The sequence below is a fragment of the Rhodococcus sp. IEGM 1306 genome, assembly GCF_036541985.1.
Lineage (GTDB): Bacteria > Actinomycetota > Actinomycetes > Mycobacteriales > Mycobacteriaceae > Rhodococcus_F > Rhodococcus_F qingshengii.
Map to the genome: position 1 here is coordinate 155,882 of NZ_JAZHFF010000008.1, position 20,053 is coordinate 175,934.

Sequence of the window (20,053 nt, forward strand, 5' to 3'; positions counted from 1 at the left end):
TGGGGCACGTGGAGCCGAAAAGCGCTACCGGGCTTACTGGTTACGGCCCGCTGCAACAGCACCGCGACACCAGGCCGTCCGTCACCGTCGGATGTTCGAACGATCTCAGTGTGACAAATTGTGCCATGTTGACATCGGGTGTGAAGAGAAAAACCTCAGGAGCATTCACAGAAGGATCACGGTGGACGTTAACGCCGCAACATGAACAGAGAAGGGCGAAATACGTTGCCCCGGAGGCATATTCCACTAGACCAGAAAGTCGCACGGAAGATTTCCGTCAAATCCGTTGGGCCATTCGCCACGCTTGTGCCGCAAGCCTGTCCGCCTGGGCGCCGAACGATTCCGCCGACCGCTCGATTTCGCCCATCGCGCCACGTAGCGTGCGGCTGTACACACCCTCGACGATGCATGCGATCTTCCACCAGTTGAACGCAATGTAGAAGTCGATATTGAAGTCCGCATCTTGTTGGGCCGCAGAGATATAGACGTCCAACAGCTCATCGCGCGACGGGAAACCTTCGATTCGAGTCGGAGCATTCTCCAATGCACAAACATCGTCATCGGGTTCGGCCCAATAGACCAACAGTTGGCCCAGGTCTGCCAAGGGGTCACCCACCGTGGCCAGTTCCCAATCCAGTATTCCGGCGATCACGCCGTCGGCGCCGACAATGCAGTTGTCAAGGCGAAAGTCACCGTGCACGACGCTGCTACTGCACTGAGGGGGAATATTTCGAGACAACTTGGCATGTGTGCGTTCGAGGTCGAGGCTATCTCGCACACGATCACCCTTCCAGTTCCGCAACCACCGATTCAACTGACGATCGATGTAGTCCGTCCGATCGGCCAGAGCATTCCATCCGATCTCACGAGGGTCGACCGAGTGCAGGGCGGCAAGATTGCGAACCAGTTCCGCGGCCAATCCGGCTCGCGTTTCGTACGGGATTTTCGCGCGTACTACCTCCGGATCACGCAGGACTGCGCCGTCGATGAAGTCCATGACAAAGAACGGAGCACCAGTCACAGATTCGTCAATGCACTTGCCTACAACGATCGGTGACGGAACCGGCACGTTCTGCAGTCGCTCGAGAATGTCAGCTTCGCGAATTACATCATGGGCGGATGCATGCCTGATTCCGAGCGGGGGTCGACGTAGCACCCATCGAGAACCTGCCTCGTCGCTCACCGAGTAAGTCAGGTTCGAGCGTCCACCGGCGATCCGTTCGAATTCGAGCAATCCTTGCGTGGCATCGGGCAGATACTCACGGAACCACGCCGCCACCAGGGGCTCACACAAACCGTTGTCGCCCTGCGGTGCCGGGTTCACGACCTCACACCCTCTCGCGCGGGACCACTTCCGACAGATGCTGATTTCAGCGGCGCATCGATGCCGTCGAGAAACACCGAAACGACGGCATCGGCGAGCTCTGAAAGACCGAACTCCTCTGTGGGGCTGAACCATCGGAGCGACAACCACACAGCGTCGCGAATCAGTCCGTAGAGAATCTCCGCCGGCAGGTCCGATCGAAACTCGCCTGCGCTCATTCCGGATTCGATAACAGCGATCCAGGCGTCCTTGGTGCTACGGGCGGCCTCACGGATGTCGTGATAGGAGTCAAGTTTCCGGAGATAGGTGCTGTTGTTCTGATAGATCTCGGAGGCGTGTGGGTGCGCCTGACTGACCTGAAACGAAGCTCGAACCAGCGAACCGAGGCGAGTACGTGGGTCACCGGCAGATTCCAGGATCGACCCGTATGCGCTCGTGAGCGCCTGAAGATATTGTGTGACAATCGTATTCGCGATTGCATCCTTCGATGGGAAGTAGTGATAAAGGCTTCCGGACAGGATTCCCACCGCATCAGCGATATCGCGAACTTTGGTGCCCGCGATCCCCTTGGTGGCAAACAGTTCTGCAGCCTGTTCGAGTATCAAGTCGTGACGATCCGACCATTCCATTCAAGTCCTCCTGACGAGTCTTCACGTGTCACCTCTGACGAGGTTGCAATTTTGACTCTATACCGCGAATCAAACGTTTGCTACAGTCGCTCCGTACCGCGTAGCAAACGTTTGATACGAGACTTTGAGCGCTCGTGAAATACCAGGAGAGGACGGACGCGTGTCGGACAAGACAATGTCGGAAGCAGATGTCGTAAGTCGACTGAGATCGGGAATGACAATCGGAATCGGCGGGTGGGGTTCGCGCCGGAAGCCGATGTCACTCATCCGAGAGATCCTCAAGTCAGAACTGACCGATCTGACCGTTGTGTCGTACGGCGGAGCTGATGTGGGGTTGTTGTGCGCAGCCGAAAAGGTTCGAAAGGTTGTGTTCGGTTTCGTCTCGCTGGACTCGATCCCCCTGGACCCTCACTTCAGAGCAGCCCGACAGGCTGGTCGTATCGAGGTCAGCGAATACGACGAGGGCATGCTCCAATGGGGCCTGTACGCGGCCGGGATCCGTATGCCCTACCTGCCGACTCGCGCGGGACTCGGTTCCGACGTCCTCCGGGTGAATCCGGAACTGCAGACGATCGTCGATCCTTATGCGGGCGAATCATTGGTTGCGATGCCGGCGCTCCCCCTCGATGCCGCGCTGGTACATATGAACCGCGCGGACATGCATGGCAATGCCCAATACCTCGGGCCGGACCTGTACTTCGACGACCTGTTCTGCCTAGCTGCCGAATCGGTCTATGTCTCTTGCGAACAAGTGGTTCCCACTGCGGAGTTGACCGCGGATGCACATCCGTCGACGATTCGAATTCCCCGGTTGCTTGTATCGGGAGTCGTTCACGCTCCAGGTGGTGCGCATTTCACATCCTGCGTACCCGACTACGATCGTGACGAGGCTTTCCAACTCGAATATGCCACTGCAGCAAAAGATCCAGAAGCTTGGCAACGCTTCGTCGACCGATATCTGTCCGGCTCCGAGGCCGACTACCAGAGACTCGTCGCTGCGGAATTCGAAGGAGTGCCGGCATGAGTGACGCCACTCGGGCAGAGGTCTGCGCGATCGCGTGCGCCGAGGCGTACCGAGGCAACGGTGAAGTGATCGCGAGCGCATTCGGCGTGATACCTGCAATCGGTGTGCGATTGGCGCGTCACACTTTCGAACCCGATCTCGTTTTGTCCGACGGAGAAGCGTCAGCCGTGCGCGGCACGTGGGCCGTCGACCGAACTCCGGCAGGCGAGGTCGAATCGTGGTTGCCCTTCAACCAGATCTTCAATCTCGTCTGGAATGGCAAACGGCACATCATGATGATTCCCACGCAGCTCGATTCCTATGGGAACTGCAACATCTCCGCGATAGGTGATCATTCGCGGCCGACAGTGCAACTCTTGGGAGTCCGCGGAGCGCCGAGCAATACCGTGCATCACCCGACAAGTTACTGGGTGCCGAAACACAGTGCACGCGTTCTCACTTCACAGGTCGACATGGTTTCCGGTGTCGGAAACGACAATGCACGCAAGGCCGGACCGTCGGCCAGCCGATACCACGAGTTACGACGAGTTGTCACAAATCTCGCAGTTCTGGACTTCGAGTCGGATAGCGGACAGTTGCGTCTGGTGTCGACTCACCCCGGCGTAACCGTCGACGAAGTAGTAGCCGCAACCGGGTTCGAACTCCACCTGCCCAAAGCCGTACCCACTACTCGAACCCCCACAAGCGAGGAACTCGACCTGATTCGCAACGTCATCGATCCACGGAACCTACGTGACAAGGAAGTACCGGCATGACCGTGCTGAACTCAGGTACCGGGCCACTGCACACCCGTATCTGCGAACTCTTCGGTGTGAAGTATCCGATTGTGCAGACCGGCATGGGGTACGTCTCGGACGCCCGACTTACGGCGGCCACAACCAAAGCCGGCGGTTTGGGAATCATCGCCGGGGCGATGCTGACCTACGACGAACTCGTCAGCGCCATCGATTACGTCAAAGACCGCACCGACCAACCATTCGGCGTGAACTTGCGAGCCAACCAGGACGACGTCGATCGCAGAATCAAACTTCTCATTCGATCGGGGGTCAAGATCGCCTCCTTTGCGCTCGCACCGAACCAGGCGCTGATCGGCCGACTCAAAGATGCAGGCCTTGTTGTCGTGCCGTCGATCGGAGCTCGCAGACATGCCGAGAAAGTTGCAGCGTGGGGAGTTGACGCAGTTGTCGTTCAAGGCGGCGAGGGCGGCGGACACACAGGCGCAGTCCCCACGAGTTTGCTTCTGCCACAGGTAGTCGACGCCGTCGACATCCCCGTTATCGCGGCAGGCGGATATTTCGACGGCCGAGGTCTCGTCTCAGCACTCGCCTACGGTGCAGACGGAATCGCGATGGGGACTCGCTTCATGCTCACCAGCGATTCGCCGGTGTCTCAGGCAGTCAAAGATGTCTATCTCTCGAAGTCGGTCAACGACACCGTGGTCACACTCGAGATCGACGGGGTTCCTCAGCGTGTGCTGCGCGCAGGAACGATCGATCAACTCGAATCAAGCCACGGACCGACGCGCATGTTACGTGCTGCCCGCAATGCTGTTGCTTTCCAACGTCTCTCGGGAACACCCTGGTCGAAGTTGATACGTGAAGGCCTGGAAATGCGGAAGAGCCACGAACTCGGCTGGCGGCAAGTTGTGATGGCCGCCAACGCACCGATGCTGTACCGATCCGCACTCCTCGACGGCCGCACGGATATCGGAGTCATGGCGACCGGGCAGGTCGTCGGACTGATCGACGACATCCCCAGTAGCGCAGAACTCGTCGAACGCATCATGCAGGACGCGGAGGCCGTCCTTGCTCGACTCACACCCGCACCCGAATTGGACAGTCGAGTCTTGTCAACTGAAAACGTGAAAGGAACAACGAACTGAAATGAATCAGCTGAAAGATCGAGTAATCATAGTAACCGGCGCCGGTCGTGGTTTGGGCCGGGAGCACGCCTTGCTACTTGCGGCCGAAGGCGCAAAAGTGGTTGTCGACGACACCGGCGCCGGACCGGACGGGCACGGAAACGACATCAGTATTGCGGCATCGGTCGTCGACGAAATCGTCGCGGCCGGAGGAATCGCAGTTGCCAGTGTCGCGGACGTCACGACGATCGACGGCGCGAGCGAACTCCTGGACCTGGCCCTCGAGGCATTCGGCTCGGTCGACGGCCTGGTCAACAATGCCGGCATCCTGCGTGATCGAATGTTTCTGAACATGCCCGAGGCCGATTGGGACGACGTGATCTCGGGACAACTACGCGCTACATTCGCGCCCTGCACTGTATTCGGCAACTACTGGCGCGAGCGTTCGAAGTCGGGCGAAACCGTCGCGGCGTCGATCGTGAACGTATCGAGCACCTCCGGGCTGCTCGGTGCCGTCGGTCAGAGCAACTACGGCGCCGCGAAGGCCGGGATCGCAGCGTTGACAACGATCCTCGCACAGGAGGTCGCCCGATACGGTGTGCGAGTCAACGCAATTACGCCTGTGGCCAGGACACGGATGACCGAGAACGTTCCCGGTATCAAGGAACTTGTTGCAGCACCTGACGATCCGAGTGCATTCGACACCTATCATCCAGGCAACGTCTCGCCAGTTGTGGCCTATCTGCTCACCGAGAAGTGCCCCGCCACTGGTCAGGTGTTTTACGCCAAAGGCGGCGAAGTCCGCCAGTTTCTCGGGTGGCAGTACGGAAAGACCATCGCCAGAGACTCGCGATGGACGGTGGAAGAGTTGACAGAGGCGATGAGTGAAATTGTCTGAGACGACTGCGCCGATCCCTGGTCCGGGACACGGCCTTGCTGAAGGCAAATCCGTTCTGGTGACAGCAGCAGCGGGAACTGGAATCGGATTCGCAGCGGCACAACGCTTTGCTGCCGAAGGTGCCCGACTGGCGATCAGTGACCGGCATGAGCGCAGATTGATCGCGGCCGCCGACCGCATCGAGTCCGAGTTCGGCACCCGCCCACTCACTGTTCCTTGCGATGTCACGGACAATCAGCAGATCGACGCAATGGTCGATCGGGTGGTTGCCGAGTATGGATCCATCGACGTCCTCATCAACAACGCAGGCCTCGGCGGGACGGCGAGCATTCAAAGTATGACCGACGAGCAGTGGTGTTCGGTACTCGATGTGACCCTGACGAGCACTTTCCGCACCACACGATCAGTGTTGAGAGTCATGATTCCACGAGGGTCGGGGGTGATCGTCAACAACGCGTCGGTCATCGGCTGGCGTGCGCAGGAAGGGCAGTCGCACTACGCCGCAGCGAAAGCCGGCGTCATGGCGCTCACACGATGCTCTGCCCTCGACGTGGCACCGCACGGAATCCGGGTCAACGCGGTTGCACCGAGCATCGCGATGCATCCTCACCTTGCCAAGGTGACCAGCGACGAACTGCTCGAACAGCTCAGCAAGAGTGAGGCTTTCGGTCGCGCGGCACAGCCGTGGGAGGTCGCCAACGTCATGGTCTTTCTTGCAAGCGACTACTCGTCGTACATGACGGGCGAAGTCGTTTCGGTAAGTAGCCAACATGCATAGCCACCCATGGGGTCTGAAGGAGAAGCTGTGGTCGACAAAGAGTCACTAGGTATCACGGGCACCCCGTTCCGTATGGACATCGAGCGCGGCAAGATTCGTGAGTTCGCCGTTGCCACGTATTCGAGCAATCGGAACTATGTCGAAGACGAGTTCCCGGTAGTGCCCCCGACGTTTCTCACCACGACCCTCCTCTGGCAGACAGAGGGCTCGGATCCGTGGCGGAAGGTAGAACTCGACGGCAAACGCGGACTCCATGCCGAACAGAAGTACGAGTTCTTCGGTCCACCTCCCCGCGCAGGTACTCGTCTGAACTGCACTTCGCGGATCGTCGACATCTACACGAAGCAGGGACGGAAGGGCGGCGAGATGACTTTTGCCGTGATGACAACGGATTTCGAAGACGAACAGGGAAATCTCATTGCTCGGGCAACTATGACCGGAGTGGAAACTGCTCGACCGACTGTGGAGGAATCTTGATCAACACAGTGTCAGTCCCGACCCCGTGGGTTGTCGGTCCGGTATCCCGCACCGATTTCGTCAGGTACCAAGGTGCGTCGGGAGACATGAATCCGATTCATCACGACCAGGTTTTCGCCGAGGCGGCGGGGTACCCGAGTCCGTTTTCGGTCGGGATGTTCCAAGCTGGGCTCCTGGCCACCTTCGCCACCGATTGGCTGGGTGCAGAGAACATCCGAGCGATACGAGTTCGGTTCCTCGAACAGGTTTGGCCCGAAGACACTCTGACATGCTCAGCGCTTGTCGAACGAACCTATACGGACGACGAAGGTGACAAGATCGACGTCGAACTCGCCTGCACGCGGCAGACCGGCGGATTGGCGGTCAAGGCGTGGGCAACCTTCGTGCGGACGCCCCTCGTACCTTCGGAGCGGCCGTGAAGGCGTACGTATGTACCCAGCTGGGGTTGCCGAATCAACTGCAGTTCACAGAAATTGACGATCCCACGCCGACACCGAACCAAGTTCTCATCTCGGTCAAGGCGGCGGGTGTCAATTTTCCCGACGGGTTGATCGTCGCCGGAACGTATCAAACTAAACCCCCACTCCCCTTCATTCCCGGGTCGGAAGTCGCGGGTGTGGTGCACAGTGTCGGCTCGGACGTCCAAGGGGTCACCCCGGGGATGCGAGTCATGGCCTTCTGCGGCATGGGCGGATACGCGGAACTCGTGGCGGTCACCAGTGACAAGGTCTTTGTCATCCCTGATTCCATGAGTTTCTCCGACGCTGCCGGATTCGTGGTTACCTACGGAACGTCCTACCACGCACTCGTCGACCGAGCTGCGATCCGACCAGGAGAGACATTGCTCGTCCTGGGTGCCTCCGGGGGCGTCGGGCTCACCGCCATCGAGATCGGCAAAGCATTGGGTGCACGCGTGGTGGCGGCGGCGTCCTCCGAGGCGAAACTCGAGGTCTGTAAGCAACATGGAGCAGACGAGTTGATCAACTACACAACGGGCAACCTTCGCGAACGAGTCGCACAGGTCGCACCGTCCGGTGTAGACGTGGTGTACGACCCGGTCGGTGGAGATCACGCCGCTACAGCGGTGCGCGCATTATCCACCGCAGGAAGATATTTGACGGTTGGCTACGCTTCGGGGCAGATTCCGAAGATCGGCATGAATCGCCTCCTCGTCGTTGGCGGGGCGCTACATGGAGTTCTCTGGGGCGCATGGGCGAAGCGTAATCCGGAGTGCAACGCGGACAACATGCGAGCGCTCTTCGACATGTACGACGGTGGCGCTCTGTCTCCTCATGTGAACAGCATCCACCCGCTGATCAATGCTCCTACCGCACTCGAGGAAGTCATGAGTCGACGAGCGCTGGGCAAAGTCATCCTCTCAACCAACCCCGAATGACAATTCACGACAAAAGGTGCCGTCAATGGACTTAGCTCCGAGCCCCGCTGCGCGCGAAATCATCGCGCGTCTAGAAGCATTCATGGACGAACACGTCTACCCAGCTGAGTCGGTTTACTCCGAACAACTCGAGGCCGCAGGACCTCGCAGTCACGTCTTGCCACCCGTAGTCGAGTCGCTGAAGTTGGAAGCGAGACGCCAGGGCATGTGGAATCTGTTCATGCCGGCGCTCTCAGGACTGTCTCACCTCGACTACGCCCACATCGCCGAGGTGACGGGACGCTCGCCCTACATTGCCCCCGAAGCCCTCAACTGCGCGGCGCCCGATACCGGAAACATGGAGATCCTGCACCTGGTGGGAACCCGCGAGCAGAAGGAGCGATGGCTTCAACCACTGCTCGACGGCACAATGCGTTCGGGCTTCTCCATGACTGAACCCGATGTTGCGTCCTCCGATGCCCGAAACATCATGACGTCGATTGTTCGGGACGGCGACGAATACATCGTGAACGGTCGAAAATGGTGGACGACCGGTGCAGCAGACCCACGGTGCGAAATTCTGGTAGTCATGGGGAAGACGAATGCCGAGGCAGAGCCCCACAAGCAGCAATCGATGATCTTGGTGCCCGTCGCCACCGCTGGAGTCGAAATCGTGCGCAGTTTACCGATATTCGGATACCACGACCAACACGGCCACTGTGAAATTCGGTTCGATAACGTTCGAGTACCGGCAACAAATATGCTTGCGTCCGAAGGAGACGGGTTCGCCATCGCACAGGCGCGCCTGGGTCCGGGCAGAATTCACCACGCCATGCGCTGTATCGGCATGGCGGAGCGCGGATTGGACTTGATGGTTCGACGTGCCCAGTCTCGTAACGCTTTTGGCGGGCCGATCTCGGATCAGGGAGTTGTCCGGACCTGGATCGCCGAATCGCGAATGGAAATCGAGCAGGCCCGCCTTCTGGTGCTGAAGACAGCATGGCTCATCGACCAGGTCGGAGCCAAGGGCGCTCAGATCGAGATCGCGGCAGTCAAAGTCATCGGTCCTCGTGTGGCGCGCAACGTCCTGAATCGATCGATCCAGTGCCACGGGGGTGGCGGTGTCACCGACGACTTCCCGATCGCGAGAATGTGGGCGAGTGCCCGGATCCTCGGTATCGCCGACGGACCAGACGAAGTGCATATCAGGAGCGTCGCACGCCACGAGTTGCGCAAGCACCGCTGACGGCGATTGGTGTTCGAGGCCCGCGAAAGCCGTTGTATTGCTGAATCATCAGCCTTCGTCCACTCGAGCGCATGGTTGACCTCGGTCAACCCCTTCGGGCTGCGGCCCGTGAAGAGAAAACCTCAACCAATTGAATAGGAGAGGCAAATGCCTCGCGCGTCAAAATCAAGGGAAGTGTCCTTCGATCACGAAGTGGACTTCCTCGTTGTCGGCAGCGGTGCCGGTGGGTTGACCGCGGCGTTGGCAGCCGCCGCCAATGGTCTGAACACCCTCGTCATCGAAAAAGCAGACGTTTATGGCGGCACCACCGCACTGTCGGGCGGCAACATCTGGGTGCCCAACAATCCAACTCTCATCCGTGAAGGGCTCTCGGACAGCCGTGACGACGTCCGGGCGTACATGCGAGCTGTCGTTGGTGATGGAGTTCCCGAGGACAACATCGACGCGTTCGTCGACGAAGGTCCACGCGTGTTCGAGTTCCTCGAGAAGACCAGCCCGCTCATGCGATTCCAATGGTGTACGGGCTATTCGGACTATCACCCGGAGAAGCCGGGCGGTCGCCCACGTGGACGTACCATCGAACCGCTTCCTTTCGACCTGAAAATGCTCGGCACCGACGAGTCCGGTCTGCGCCCCGGCGCACTTCCGACTCCCGCCGGTCTGTACATCACATCCAAAGAGTTCGTGAAACTGAACATGGTCATGCGTACCTGGGCAGGGCGACGTGCCGCGCTGGCAACCGGGTGGCGTGCAGCGAAGAGTGTTCTGACCAGAAGGCACATGGAGACACTCGGGCAGGCCCTGGTCGGCCGTCTGCGCCTGGCGATCAAACAAGCCGGCGTTCCGCTTTGGCTGAACACTGCGATGGAATCGCTGATCACCGACGACGATGATTGCGTGGTGGGTGTGGTGGCCGAGCGCAACGGCCGCACTGTCAGAATCCGAGCTTCCAAAGGCGTACTGCTCGCCTGCGGCGGTTTCGAACAGAGCGACGAGATGCGTCGGCAATATCTCCCGGAAAACGCCAGCGCCAACTACAGCCTCGGTTCAGTCGACAACACTGGAGACGGCATCCGCGCGGGACAACAAATCGGTGCCTCAGTTGACCTGATGGATGACGCCTGGTGGATGCCCTCGTTCAAGAGACCTGACGGGATCATGCACGGATTGGTCTCCGAACGGTCGGTTCCCCGATCGATCATCGTGAACCAGAACGGAGTTCGGTTCACCAATGAATCCGCTCCCTACGTGACATTCGTCCACAACCAGATTGCCGGGAGTCACGACCCAGCGTGGTTCATCTTCGACGCGAAGGCCAAAAATCGCTATCAGATCGGAGCGATCATGCCGGGGCAGAAGTTCCCGAAATCCTGGTTCGACAACGAACTCCTCTACACCGGCGACACGCTCGACGAGTTGGCCGGCCGCCTCGGACTTCCGAAGAAACAATTAGCTCTCACTGTGCATCGATACAACAGGTTTGCGCACAACGGTGTAGACGAAGACTTCGAGCGTGGAAAAAGTGCGTACGACAACTACTACGGGGACCCGACATTGCCAGTCCCCTCGATGGACATGATCGACGAAGGTCCGTACTACGCGATTCGACTACGAACCGGCGATCTGGGAACGAAAGGCGGGCTCGTCTACAACAAACATGCACAGGTCATGCACAGTTCCGGTGAACCGATTGCAGGTCTCTACGCGACGGGCAACACCTCGTCCGCGGTCATGGGCAACGACTACGCCGGGGCAGGCGCGACCATCGGGCCGGCGATGGTTTTCGGATACATCGCGGCGCGCCACGCAGCTGACCGCCGACAGGACCCGCGATAGATCGGAGTCGTTCCCGTTCCCGTCGGCACGACGTACAACCACGCGGAGGTGGCCTGGACGAACATCCATGCCACCTCTGGTCGGTGCTCGGTGACTCGCCAACGCGATGGATGCACTGTCACACAGTCTGCAATTCCGCAGGCAGTTCGACCGCGTCGCTACCCGAAGCCGCAAGCAGCTGCGCGTACCGCCCGCCTTGCTTCACCAGTTCGTCGTGGGTGCCCTTTTCCACAACCACGCCCTGGTCGAGGACCGCGATGAGATCCGCATCTCGAACCGTGGAGAGTCGGTGCGCCACAACAAGAGTGGTGCGTCCGACCATCAGCTCGTCGAGCGCGTCCTGCAACGCACGTTCAGTGCGATTGTCCAAGGCGCTCGTCGCCTCGTCGAGGACGAGGATCGGCGGATTCCGCAGGACTGTGCGCGCGATCGCTATGCGCTGTTTCTCACCGCCGGAGAATCGGTAGCCGCGCTCGCCGACCATGGTGTCGTACCCGTCGTCGAGACCGGAAATGAACTCGTGGATCTGCGCGATGCGCGCTGCCTGCTCGATCTCGGCGTCCGTGGCGTCGGGTTTCGCGAACCGAAGGTTCTCACGAATCGTCGTGTGGAAGAGATACGTCTCCTGCGACACCACACCTACCAGGTCGGAGACCGTCGCCAGATCGAGGTCCCGCAGATCGACGTCGTCGATTCTCACCGATCCCGCAGTCGGGTCGTACAGACGTGCGGCCAAGTATCCGAGAGTGGTCTTGCCCGAACCCGTGGAGCCGACAAGCGCCAAGGTTCCGCCGGCCGGGACCGTGAGGTCGATGTTGTCGAGGGTCTTGCTGTCGGTTCCTGGATACGAGAAGTCGACGTGGTCGAACCGAAGTTCGCCGGACATCTTGGTGCGGTCGAAGCTCTTCGACTCTTCCGGATCCGCGATGTCGATCGGCAGATCCAGGTACTCGAACACGCGACTGAACAGTGCCATCGAGCTCTGCACCTCGACGCCCGTGTTGAGCAGCATCATGGTGGGGCGGAACAATTGTGTTTGCAGCGTGGTGAATGCGACGAGGGTGCCGACGGTGATGGTGTTGCCGTGATCGAGAGTGAAACCGGCAAACCAGTAGACCAGTGCAGGCATGGCTGCGAAGGTGATCGACATGGTCGCCATGCGCCACTTGCCGGCCATCATGGCTCGGAGTTCGACGTCTGCGACTTCCGCTGAACGCTCGGTGAATCGATCCGTCAGAGCCGACTTCGCGCCGGTCGTCTTGCCGAGGAGAATGCCACTGACGGAGAGAGATTCCTCCACCTGGACCGACAGATCACTGAGTAGCTTCTGCCGCTTACCAGAGATCTTGCGGCGCTCGTCACCGATCTTGCGTGCGATACGGATGAACACCGGCAAGATCGCCAGCGAGAAGATGGCAAGCCGCCAATCCAGAAGGAACAGAGCAACAATGGTGGCTGCCACGGTCGTTGCATTCTGCGCGATGGATGTTGCCGTGTTGGTGACCACCGACTGCATACCGCCGATGTCGTTGGCAATACGCGACTGAACTTCTCCGGTTCGGGTTCGAGCGAAGAATCCGAGCGACTGATTCTGCAGATGCGAGTAGACCCGCACGCGCAGTTGGTGCATCAGTTTCTGGCCGATGCTGTTGGACATCCAGGTCTGTGCCACGCCGAGACAGCTCGTGATCACGGCAATGGCGATCATGCCGATGGCCAGAACGCTCACGAGTCCGAGATTCTTGTCCGGGATCGCCTTGTCGAGCATTTCGCGTAGGAGCAGCGGGCTGCCCAGCGCCACGATCGCGCTGAGTGTGATGACCGCGGTGACGATGGCGATCTGAGTTCGATACGGCGCGAACAGTCCGAGTACGCGCTTTGCCGGTACGGATTCCGCCGGAGTGATCTCGACAGCGGATCGTTCGATGTTTCGCATGTGATCTGGTTTCACGTTCTACCTCCTGGAGGCTTTCTCACCCTAGTTTCATATTGATGAGGTTACCTCACTATGAGGCTGACACCAACAACGCTAGACTGACGCCATGCATTCCCGAGAGCGCGAACTCACCGACGTCGTGATGTCCGTGGCACGGCTCATCCGCCGACGTCAGGTGGCAGCGCTGGAACCATTCGGTCTCTCGCCGTCGCAAAGCCGAGCGCTGCGAGTACTGACCCGAGTGGGCGAGCCGGTTCGACTCGGGTTTCTTGCCGAGCGATTGCGCATCGTTCCGCGGTCGGCGACCGACGTCGTGGATTCCCTCGAAGAGGCCGGATGGGTGCGCCGCACTCCCGATCCGAACGATCGGCGAGCTGTATTACTCGAGCTCACCGACGCCGGCGCTACCCTCGCTGCCGACGTCGCGAAAGCTCAACGACGCGAATCCTCGGATGTGTTCGACGACCTCGACGAATCGGAGCGAGCAACTCTCACTGAACTTCTCGAGCGAGTGGACGCGGGGCACGACTCGCGGCCCCGCGACTGCCCGAAACCTTCGGTGTGAGTCCTCACGCAGCGACGGTGTCGATTGCGTCCTCGACATTCTCCGCCGACGTCGGCTTGCTCTGACGCTCGATCTTCGAGATGCAACGAGCAAGGTCCGCGCCTACCGCAGTCGCCCGTAGCTCGAGATCGGAACGAGGCACACCCTCTTTGGTCGTGTACTCGTTGGTGCGCAACTCCCCCGCCACCATGACCGGATCACCCTTCATGATGGATGCGCCGACGCCGGTGACCAACCGCCGCCAGCAGCTGACCGTGAGATAGAGGGTCGCTCCGTCCGTCCACTCTCCGGTCACCGCGTCTTTGCGACGCGTGTTGCTCGCCATCCGGAAGCTCAGCACCTCTTCGCCACTGGTGGTCTGCCGCTTCACCGGATTGGTGATGACGGTTCCGACAACCGTTGCATGCGTTTCGTACATGTCCGATCCCCCTTCGAACTCCAGAACCCGCCAACTGCCGCGGGGCCGATCATTGCGTCGGCAGTTTCGATTGTGGAACGACAAACGCGTGGCTCGGGATCTTCGATTTCCACCTGTGCATCGGTGGAACAGCTGTGGAGAAACAGCACTGCCCGAGCCAAACGGCCCGGGCAGTGTCGGAGCTAGGTGCTAGTGGAGGATTCGTCGGATTTCTTCTCGCTGGGTGTCTCGTCCGCAGAGTCCTCGCTTGCGGTCTCCGCGTCAGCAGCCTCACGGGGTTTCCACCCTTCGCGGTCCCGCCTGGCCAATTCGGCGAACATCGCGTTGTGCGCGGCGAGGTCGGCGTCGTGGTCGCGCTCGGCCGCACGGTCGGTTCGGCGCGCTGTCCTGCCATCGCTGCGCGACCACTGAACCAGTAGCGCGAGCATGACCACCATGAGCGGGATCTCGCCGGTCGCCCACGCGATGCTGCCGCCCAGCTGCTGATCGCCGATCAGGTCGTTGTTCCAGCCGAGGCCGAGCGAACGGAAGTACGCGCCGCCCATGACGGCGGTGGTGCTCATCAATGCCACGCCGAAGAAGGCGTGGAACGGAAGTGAGCCGAAGACCATTGCCAGCTTGGTCACTGGCTGCAATTGACGTGGTGACGGGTCGATTCCGATCGCCACCCAATAGAAGAGATAGCCGCTGAGGATGAAGTGCAGGTTCATCAGCAGGTGAGCGCTGTGCGAGTCGACCGTCGCACCGTAGATTCCGCCGAGATACAGCGCGTAGAAACCGCCGACGAAGAGAACTGCCGCCACGATCGGGTGGGTGATGAATCGCGAGAACGGGCTGTGCAGAGCGGTCAGAATCCACTCGCGAATGCCGGGCACGCCGTCCTTGCCTGCCGGATCCAGGGCCCGCAGAGCCAAAGTGATCGGCGCACCCAGAACCAGCAGGACTGGGCCCAACATCGACAGCGCCATGTGCGCACCCATGTGAACGCTGAATACTGCCGGCGCGTACTTGCCGACGCCCGAAGACGTGGCGATCAAGAGCACCGCACAACCGCTCATCCAGGCGATGGTTCGGCCGACAGGCCAGGAATCCCCACGCTTGGCCAGCTTGCGCAGGCCGATTCCGTACAGAATCGCCGCGGCGATCGCGGCGGTGCCGAACATAAGGTCGAATCGCCAGTCCGTCACGAAGGCCATGAACGACGGCGGGTCCGGAAGGTTGTAACCGAGTTCGACCTCGGGGATCGAGGGAATCGACAGCGGCGGGGGCGGCGGGGTACGACCGAGGCCGATCGCGAGACCGATGGTTGCCGCCATCACGATGCCTTCAGCGCCGGCAAATCGAACCAGGGCAGAGCGACTCTTGGGGTTCTCCGCCAGCGCCGGTAGCGCCCGACTCCGCTGAGCCCAACCGAAGAACCCGAGGATGATCAGTGCAACGGTTTTCGCGACGATCAATCGTCCATACGTCGTGGTGAATACGTCGTCGAGAGGCAGACGGACAATCGCATTGATGACGCCGCTGAATCCCATGACGACGAAGCAGATGGATGCGACCGTCGAAAAGCGTCGGGCTGCTACGTCGGTGTAATCGCCGCCGCGGCGCGCGTGTGCCAGTAGCGCGAACAACCCGCCGGCCCAGAGCGAAGCCGCCACGAGGTGCAGGATCAGACTATTGGTAGCGATGTCATGCGAGCCGCCCGAAGACGAGTGACCGGTGAGAGCAAGCGGCATCAGTCCGAGGAGACCGACCAGCAGCAGGAGCGGAGTCCACCACCAGCGCAGTGTCAGTCGGGCCAGGATCGCCAGAACAACCGCGATGATCGCCGTCCAACGCCAAGCGCCGGCGATCTCGACCTGATCGAGTCCCGACCACAGGTTCGCCGGTTTGATCGCTTCGGCAAACGGCTGACCCGACGTGTCAGAGAGCGTCAGAGGCACCATCATGAACGAACAGATCGCCCACACGATCGCGGCGTGCGATGCAGTTCGGACTGCCCGATAGCCGTCGACGTCGAGGACACCCGACTTCTGCGGCGGCACGAAGAACGCGGCCAGCAGCAGTGACCCGATCGCAATAACCGCGGCGATCTCCCCCAGTGCCCGCATCGCGGGCAGGCCGTACGTGGTGATCGGGCCTGGATCCGGGATACCCAGAAGAGTCAGTGCCTGCGACGCGGAGAATCCCACCACGATGGCTGCGGTGAGCCCTGCGATGAGTCCACTGACCACGAATATCGCGGTCGAAGAAGCGGGTGCACCGCTGTGCTGTGTGGACTCCGGTGGGGAATCTGTCGGCGCGAGGTCGGGTGTAGCCATACCTCAAGGGTAGGACCTTCGCGAACCGACTACGACAACGCGTCGGAGTTGGGCGGCGCGCGTCACATCCCGAACCCTCGAGTATGATGTTCCACGCGCCTCCGTAGCTCAGGGGATAGAGCAAGAGCCTTCTAATCTCTTGGTCGCAGGTTCGAATCCTGCCGGGGGCACTTTTGTATCGTTTTCCCAGGAACGAATACCCTCTACACCTGCACGTACGAAGCCATGACCGACGCGGCATTCCTGCGTTATCCCACTCAATCCCGGCCAAAGTGTTGAGTAAGTGTTGTTGTGCGGTTCTCAGGTGAGTCCAGTGGATACACCATAAGTTGGGCGCCGAATCCCGGCTTGTCATCGACAATCTTGCTGTCCAGCGGCGGAGCGAATTGGTACGGAAGACGAGTTCTGGAAAGCCCTGCAATGCTTCTGTCACACCCGGAACTCCAAAGGGAACCAGGCTATTTGGGCCCACATCAGTAATGGGCCTCTCAGATTCAAGCTCGGGCGCCAGCACGTCTGGCGCAAGAGTGTCGTACTCGCGTGGGCGCCGAACAGGAACCCCCGTGGTGTCAAGCGCGGCACCCGACCCTCCCCTGAAGTTTGGGCGCAGCGTTCGTTCGAATGGTGGAACTCTGTACGATCCGCACGCTAATCGGTAGATCGCGAATTACTTTCGTTGAGTCGGACGCTGCGGTGGCCGATCAAACGCACGTCGCGATTCGTCATTTCGCCCTGCATTGATCCACCGGCCTCGACCTGGCCGGTCGCCCAGTGGGTCATCCTGGGTGCACGTGTTCCCGACAGCTCAGGTGCGCCGACCTGCCGGTGTGCACGCGGGGGCCACCCCGGCAGGCGACCCCACTACAAGGGGCAGCCACAAGGCAGCTCGTTCTCACTCGCTGAGAAATCACAAGTGCCGATTCACACAAACCTTGATCGTAATTCGCGCGGGAAACCGAAATACGTTACTTGCCAGCCTTTTTCCTTGGACAACCTTGGGCAATCGTTCCCCATCCTCAACATTCACAAACCGAACAGTCTGTGCTAATTTTTACAGACCTTCACCCCCGTTTTACCCTCCGAGAGGTTCATCACGCATGTCTAAAGCCACCCGCCGCGCCGGAATCGTTGCCGCACTTGTCGGCTCCGCTGCATTGATTGCACCGGCTTTCGCGGGCGCAGCACCCACTGGTTCACTCGGTTCCGCAGAGCCGGAAGCGGGCTTCACCTGCTCCACAACGTCTACCGAAACCACCGCGAACGGCTGGGGAATCCCGTTCACCGACGAGAAGGACCAGATCGCCTCCTACGCGGCCGATAATGTCTTCGACAAGGACGGCTCACTCAAACTCGAAGTCACCGACGTCAACGACCGCTCGGTGTCGTACCACGCGGCTGGAAGCATCAAGCTCGCCGACGCGGCTGCCAAGGAAATCGGGTTCTCCGAGCGCGCCGTAACCACCAGCGCCGCGTTCCAGCTGCGTTTGACCGGTACCACGAATCCGAAAGACAACGGTTTCACCACTCTGGTGTGGGTGCCGAGCCAGAACGACGCACCTGTCACGGACATTGCGGTCAAGCACGAGAACATCCAGGACGGACTCTGGTGGAGCACCCGTACCATCGGCGGTGCAGTAAAGGGCGAGCCCACCTCACTCGATGCCATCGTGGCAGCCAACCCCGGCGCGAAGGTCGAGCACTACGGTGTGAGCGTCGGCACCGGCTCGGCGGCCTCGAGCGTCTTCGTCGACGCGGTGAAGTTCAACGGCTGCACCACCAACTTCGCCAAGAAGGATCCGAAGCCCGAGACAGGCACCGGTTCACTCGGTTCACTCGGCGACATCTTCGGCAGCTAGCAGCAACAGTTCTACTGCGGATGACGAAAGCCCCCCACCCTCATTGCGAGGTTGGGGGGCTTCCCTATCGAGACATCGCAAGGAAAGACAGGACTTTCGTCGCACAATCCGCGCACCAAAATCCATAGGCCAACACACCGGTTTACCGGACAATGAAACGATGGCTCACCTTGCGCAGGACCGTGTCGATGCTTGAACCTGAAACAGTAGACACCGCGATCCTCGCCATCTTCATCGGAACGGCCATTTCGGCAGTCACTGCGAGCGTCATGCCATGGGCATTCGGAAGGGTGCCACGAACCAAGTCGACGACATATGACAATTACCGACGAGTTTTCGGATTGCTTGCCGCCGTGCCTATGCCGTGGTTTCGCTCCGCGTTCTGCGCAGCATCAGTACCTGGAATATTTCTGATTCCGATAAAGCCCCTGAATGGATGGCCCCGATGGAGTAAGGCGCTCATTGGGGCGGCCATCGGGGCTGCATCTATGATCGCCGTCAGCGCTTTCCTTCAAGGAGTGCCGCTTCCCGTGACAGCGGTCGTATCGCTTCTCGCTGCGGCACTGTTCGCATCATCGGCGGTTAAGTTGACGGCCGGCGAACGAGATGCAGGGCAATTGATCGCTTGGACCGCTGCTGGCCATGCCTTGTTTTTCATCTTGATCGGCACTAGCAATACATCAGACTCATTTGAACACTTGTGGAAGTATGGGATCGCCACACCCGTGACGATAATTCTGATTTACATGGCCGTGTCGACTGGTAAAACATGGGTGTCAGTTGTACTGCTCGCAACCCTGGGCGTCACCAGCATGTCTCTAGGGTTCCGGTCCCACGCACTCGTCTGCCTGATTTCTGTGGTCATGCTGATAGCGAAGGGTCCATCAAGCCGTCCCAGATGGGCTAAGATTGGGGTCGCACTAGTCGGCATCTATGCTTTGGCGGTGCTCCTGCCGAATGCTATTTCGTCTGGCACTTTCGGAGCTGACGTACAGGCTCGGACCATTGCTCAGGAACAAGTTTCCGACGCGCCATCCTTTCTCGCAGGCCGGGTCGAGCCCCCATTCTCAATCGCGGCCATCTCAGAGAAGCCGCTAATAGGGTGGGGCAATCTGAACAAGATTGACCGCGCCACCGAAGCGTCGGGCGTCCAAATCGCCAAAGACCTCGGAATGGCAAACCCCGACTCGTACCGAAAGATCTGGATTCGAGACGGGGGGCACGTCTCCCTGCATTCGGTATTCTTCGAATCGTGGGCCGCTGGTGGAATCTTGGCCGCCGGATTCCCTGCCTTGCTAATCTTCCTATTTTCCGCTGCAGCCATCCGAGCGCGAGGGCAATACGCCGCGTTGGTGATCCTCGTGTCGATACAAGGCCTTTGGGATGTAGTATTTTCACCCTGGGGCTACAACCGCCCAATCCTTTTCGCGACCTCGGCAGTGCTCGCGTGTTGGTCCATCGCGGAGCACCGCCGAGTGAAGAGTAAGCCTCAGCCATATCCTTCGTCGGACG

General features: G+C 60.0%; 17 protein-coding genes and 1 tRNA gene. 13 read left to right on the plus strand and 5 right to left on the minus strand.

Annotated elements, in window-relative coordinates; genetic code table 11:
* Positions 1-277 precede the first annotated feature (277 nt).
* The gene (locus V3587_RS22780; RefSeq protein ID WP_007733366.1) at positions 278-1,324 is read right to left on the minus strand and encodes a phosphotransferase family protein; all 1,047 of its coding nucleotides are present in this window, start codon (positions 1,322-1,324) and stop codon (positions 278-280) included.
* Positions 1,321-1,953, minus strand: coding sequence for a TetR/AcrR family transcriptional regulator (locus V3587_RS22785; protein WP_007733365.1), 633 nt, complete (start codon positions 1,951-1,953; stop codon positions 1,321-1,323). The genes V3587_RS22780 and V3587_RS22785 overlap by 4 nt, the downstream gene beginning before the upstream one ends.
* 160 nt (positions 1,954-2,113) lie before the next feature.
* Between V3587_RS22785 and V3587_RS22790 the strand changes: the two genes are divergently transcribed.
* The 10 genes from V3587_RS22790 to V3587_RS22835 all read left to right on the plus strand — a co-directional run bounded on the left by V3587_RS22790 (position 2,114) and on the right by V3587_RS22835 (position 11,448).
* Complete coding sequence (locus V3587_RS22790; RefSeq protein ID WP_007733364.1) at positions 2,114-2,977, plus strand: CoA transferase subunit A; 864 nt, start codon at positions 2,114-2,116, stop codon at positions 2,975-2,977.
* The gene (locus tag V3587_RS22795) at positions 2,974-3,732 is read left to right on the plus strand and encodes a CoA-transferase subunit beta (RefSeq protein ID WP_125051468.1); all 759 of its coding nucleotides are present in this window, start codon (positions 2,974-2,976) and stop codon (positions 3,730-3,732) included. The genes V3587_RS22790 and V3587_RS22795 overlap by 4 nt, the downstream gene beginning before the upstream one ends.
* Positions 3,729-4,859 carry an NAD(P)H-dependent flavin oxidoreductase gene (locus tag V3587_RS22800; protein WP_161120682.1) on the plus strand — a complete coding sequence of 377 codons (1,131 nt, stop codon included), beginning with the start codon at positions 3,729-3,731 and terminating at the stop codon, positions 4,857-4,859. The genes V3587_RS22795 and V3587_RS22800 overlap by 4 nt, the downstream gene beginning before the upstream one ends.
* Position 4,860: 1 nt before the next feature.
* Positions 4,861-5,736 carry an SDR family NAD(P)-dependent oxidoreductase gene (locus tag V3587_RS22805; protein WP_007733359.1) on the plus strand — a complete coding sequence of 292 codons (876 nt, stop codon included), beginning with the start codon at positions 4,861-4,863 and terminating at the stop codon, positions 5,734-5,736.
* Entirely contained in the window at positions 5,729-6,514 is a 786-nt protein-coding gene (locus V3587_RS22810; protein ID WP_202426741.1) for an SDR family oxidoreductase, read from the plus strand. The genes V3587_RS22805 and V3587_RS22810 overlap by 8 nt, the downstream gene beginning before the upstream one ends.
* A gap of 27 nt (positions 6,515-6,541) precedes the next feature.
* Positions 6,542-6,991 carry an FAS1-like dehydratase domain-containing protein gene (locus V3587_RS22815; RefSeq protein ID WP_003945322.1) on the plus strand — a complete coding sequence of 150 codons (450 nt, stop codon included), beginning with the start codon at positions 6,542-6,544 and terminating at the stop codon, positions 6,989-6,991.
* Complete coding sequence (locus tag V3587_RS22820) at positions 6,988-7,410, plus strand: MaoC/PaaZ C-terminal domain-containing protein (RefSeq protein WP_116056527.1); 423 nt, start codon at positions 6,988-6,990, stop codon at positions 7,408-7,410. Before V3587_RS22815 ends, V3587_RS22820 begins: the two co-directional genes overlap by 4 nt.
* A complete protein-coding gene (locus tag V3587_RS22825) occupies positions 7,407-8,387 on the plus strand; it encodes an NADPH:quinone oxidoreductase family protein (protein ID WP_283377256.1) in 981 nt (326 codons plus the stop codon). The genes V3587_RS22820 and V3587_RS22825 overlap by 4 nt, the downstream gene beginning before the upstream one ends.
* A gap of 25 nt (positions 8,388-8,412) precedes the next feature.
* The gene (locus tag V3587_RS22830; protein WP_030537580.1) at positions 8,413-9,612 is read left to right on the plus strand and encodes an acyl-CoA dehydrogenase family protein; all 1,200 of its coding nucleotides are present in this window, start codon (positions 8,413-8,415) and stop codon (positions 9,610-9,612) included.
* A gap of 147 nt (positions 9,613-9,759) precedes the next feature.
* Positions 9,760-11,448, plus strand: a complete 1,689-nt coding sequence (locus tag V3587_RS22835) for an FAD-dependent oxidoreductase (RefSeq protein ID WP_161120684.1) — start codon at positions 9,760-9,762, stop codon at positions 11,446-11,448.
* Between the two features lie 118 nt (positions 11,449-11,566).
* Here V3587_RS22835 and V3587_RS22840 read toward each other — a convergent pair whose 3' ends face one another.
* Positions 11,567-13,384: an ABC transporter ATP-binding protein gene (locus tag V3587_RS22840; RefSeq protein WP_007733348.1), complete on the minus strand. Its 1,818-nt coding sequence runs from the start codon at positions 13,382-13,384 to the stop codon at positions 11,567-11,569.
* A 106-nt stretch (positions 13,385-13,490) separates the two neighbouring features.
* Here V3587_RS22840 and V3587_RS22845 point away from each other — a divergent pair, with 106 nt between their 5' ends.
* Positions 13,491-13,949: a MarR family winged helix-turn-helix transcriptional regulator gene (locus tag V3587_RS22845; protein ID WP_003945320.1), complete on the plus strand. Its 459-nt coding sequence runs from the start codon at positions 13,491-13,493 to the stop codon at positions 13,947-13,949.
* A 4-nt stretch (positions 13,950-13,953) separates the two neighbouring features.
* Here the strand turns inward: V3587_RS22845 and ssb are convergent, their stop codons facing one another.
* Positions 13,954-14,367 carry a single-stranded DNA-binding protein gene (gene ssb, locus V3587_RS22850; RefSeq protein ID WP_054826994.1) on the minus strand — a complete coding sequence of 138 codons (414 nt, stop codon included), beginning with the start codon at positions 14,365-14,367 and terminating at the stop codon, positions 13,954-13,956.
* Positions 14,368-14,549: 182 nt separating this feature from the next.
* Complete coding sequence (locus tag V3587_RS22855) at positions 14,550-16,685, minus strand: cytochrome c oxidase assembly protein (protein WP_283377257.1); 2,136 nt, start codon at positions 16,683-16,685, stop codon at positions 14,550-14,552.
* Between the two features lie 97 nt (positions 16,686-16,782).
* Between V3587_RS22855 and V3587_RS22860 the strand changes: the two genes are divergently transcribed.
* Positions 16,783-16,855 (plus strand) — tRNA-Arg (locus V3587_RS22860).
* A gap of 927 nt (positions 16,856-17,782) precedes the next feature.
* Entirely contained in the window at positions 17,783-18,541 is a 759-nt protein-coding gene (locus V3587_RS22865; RefSeq protein WP_161120685.1) for a hypothetical protein, read from the plus strand.
* The last annotated feature ends 1,512 nt before the right edge of the window (positions 18,542-20,053 follow it).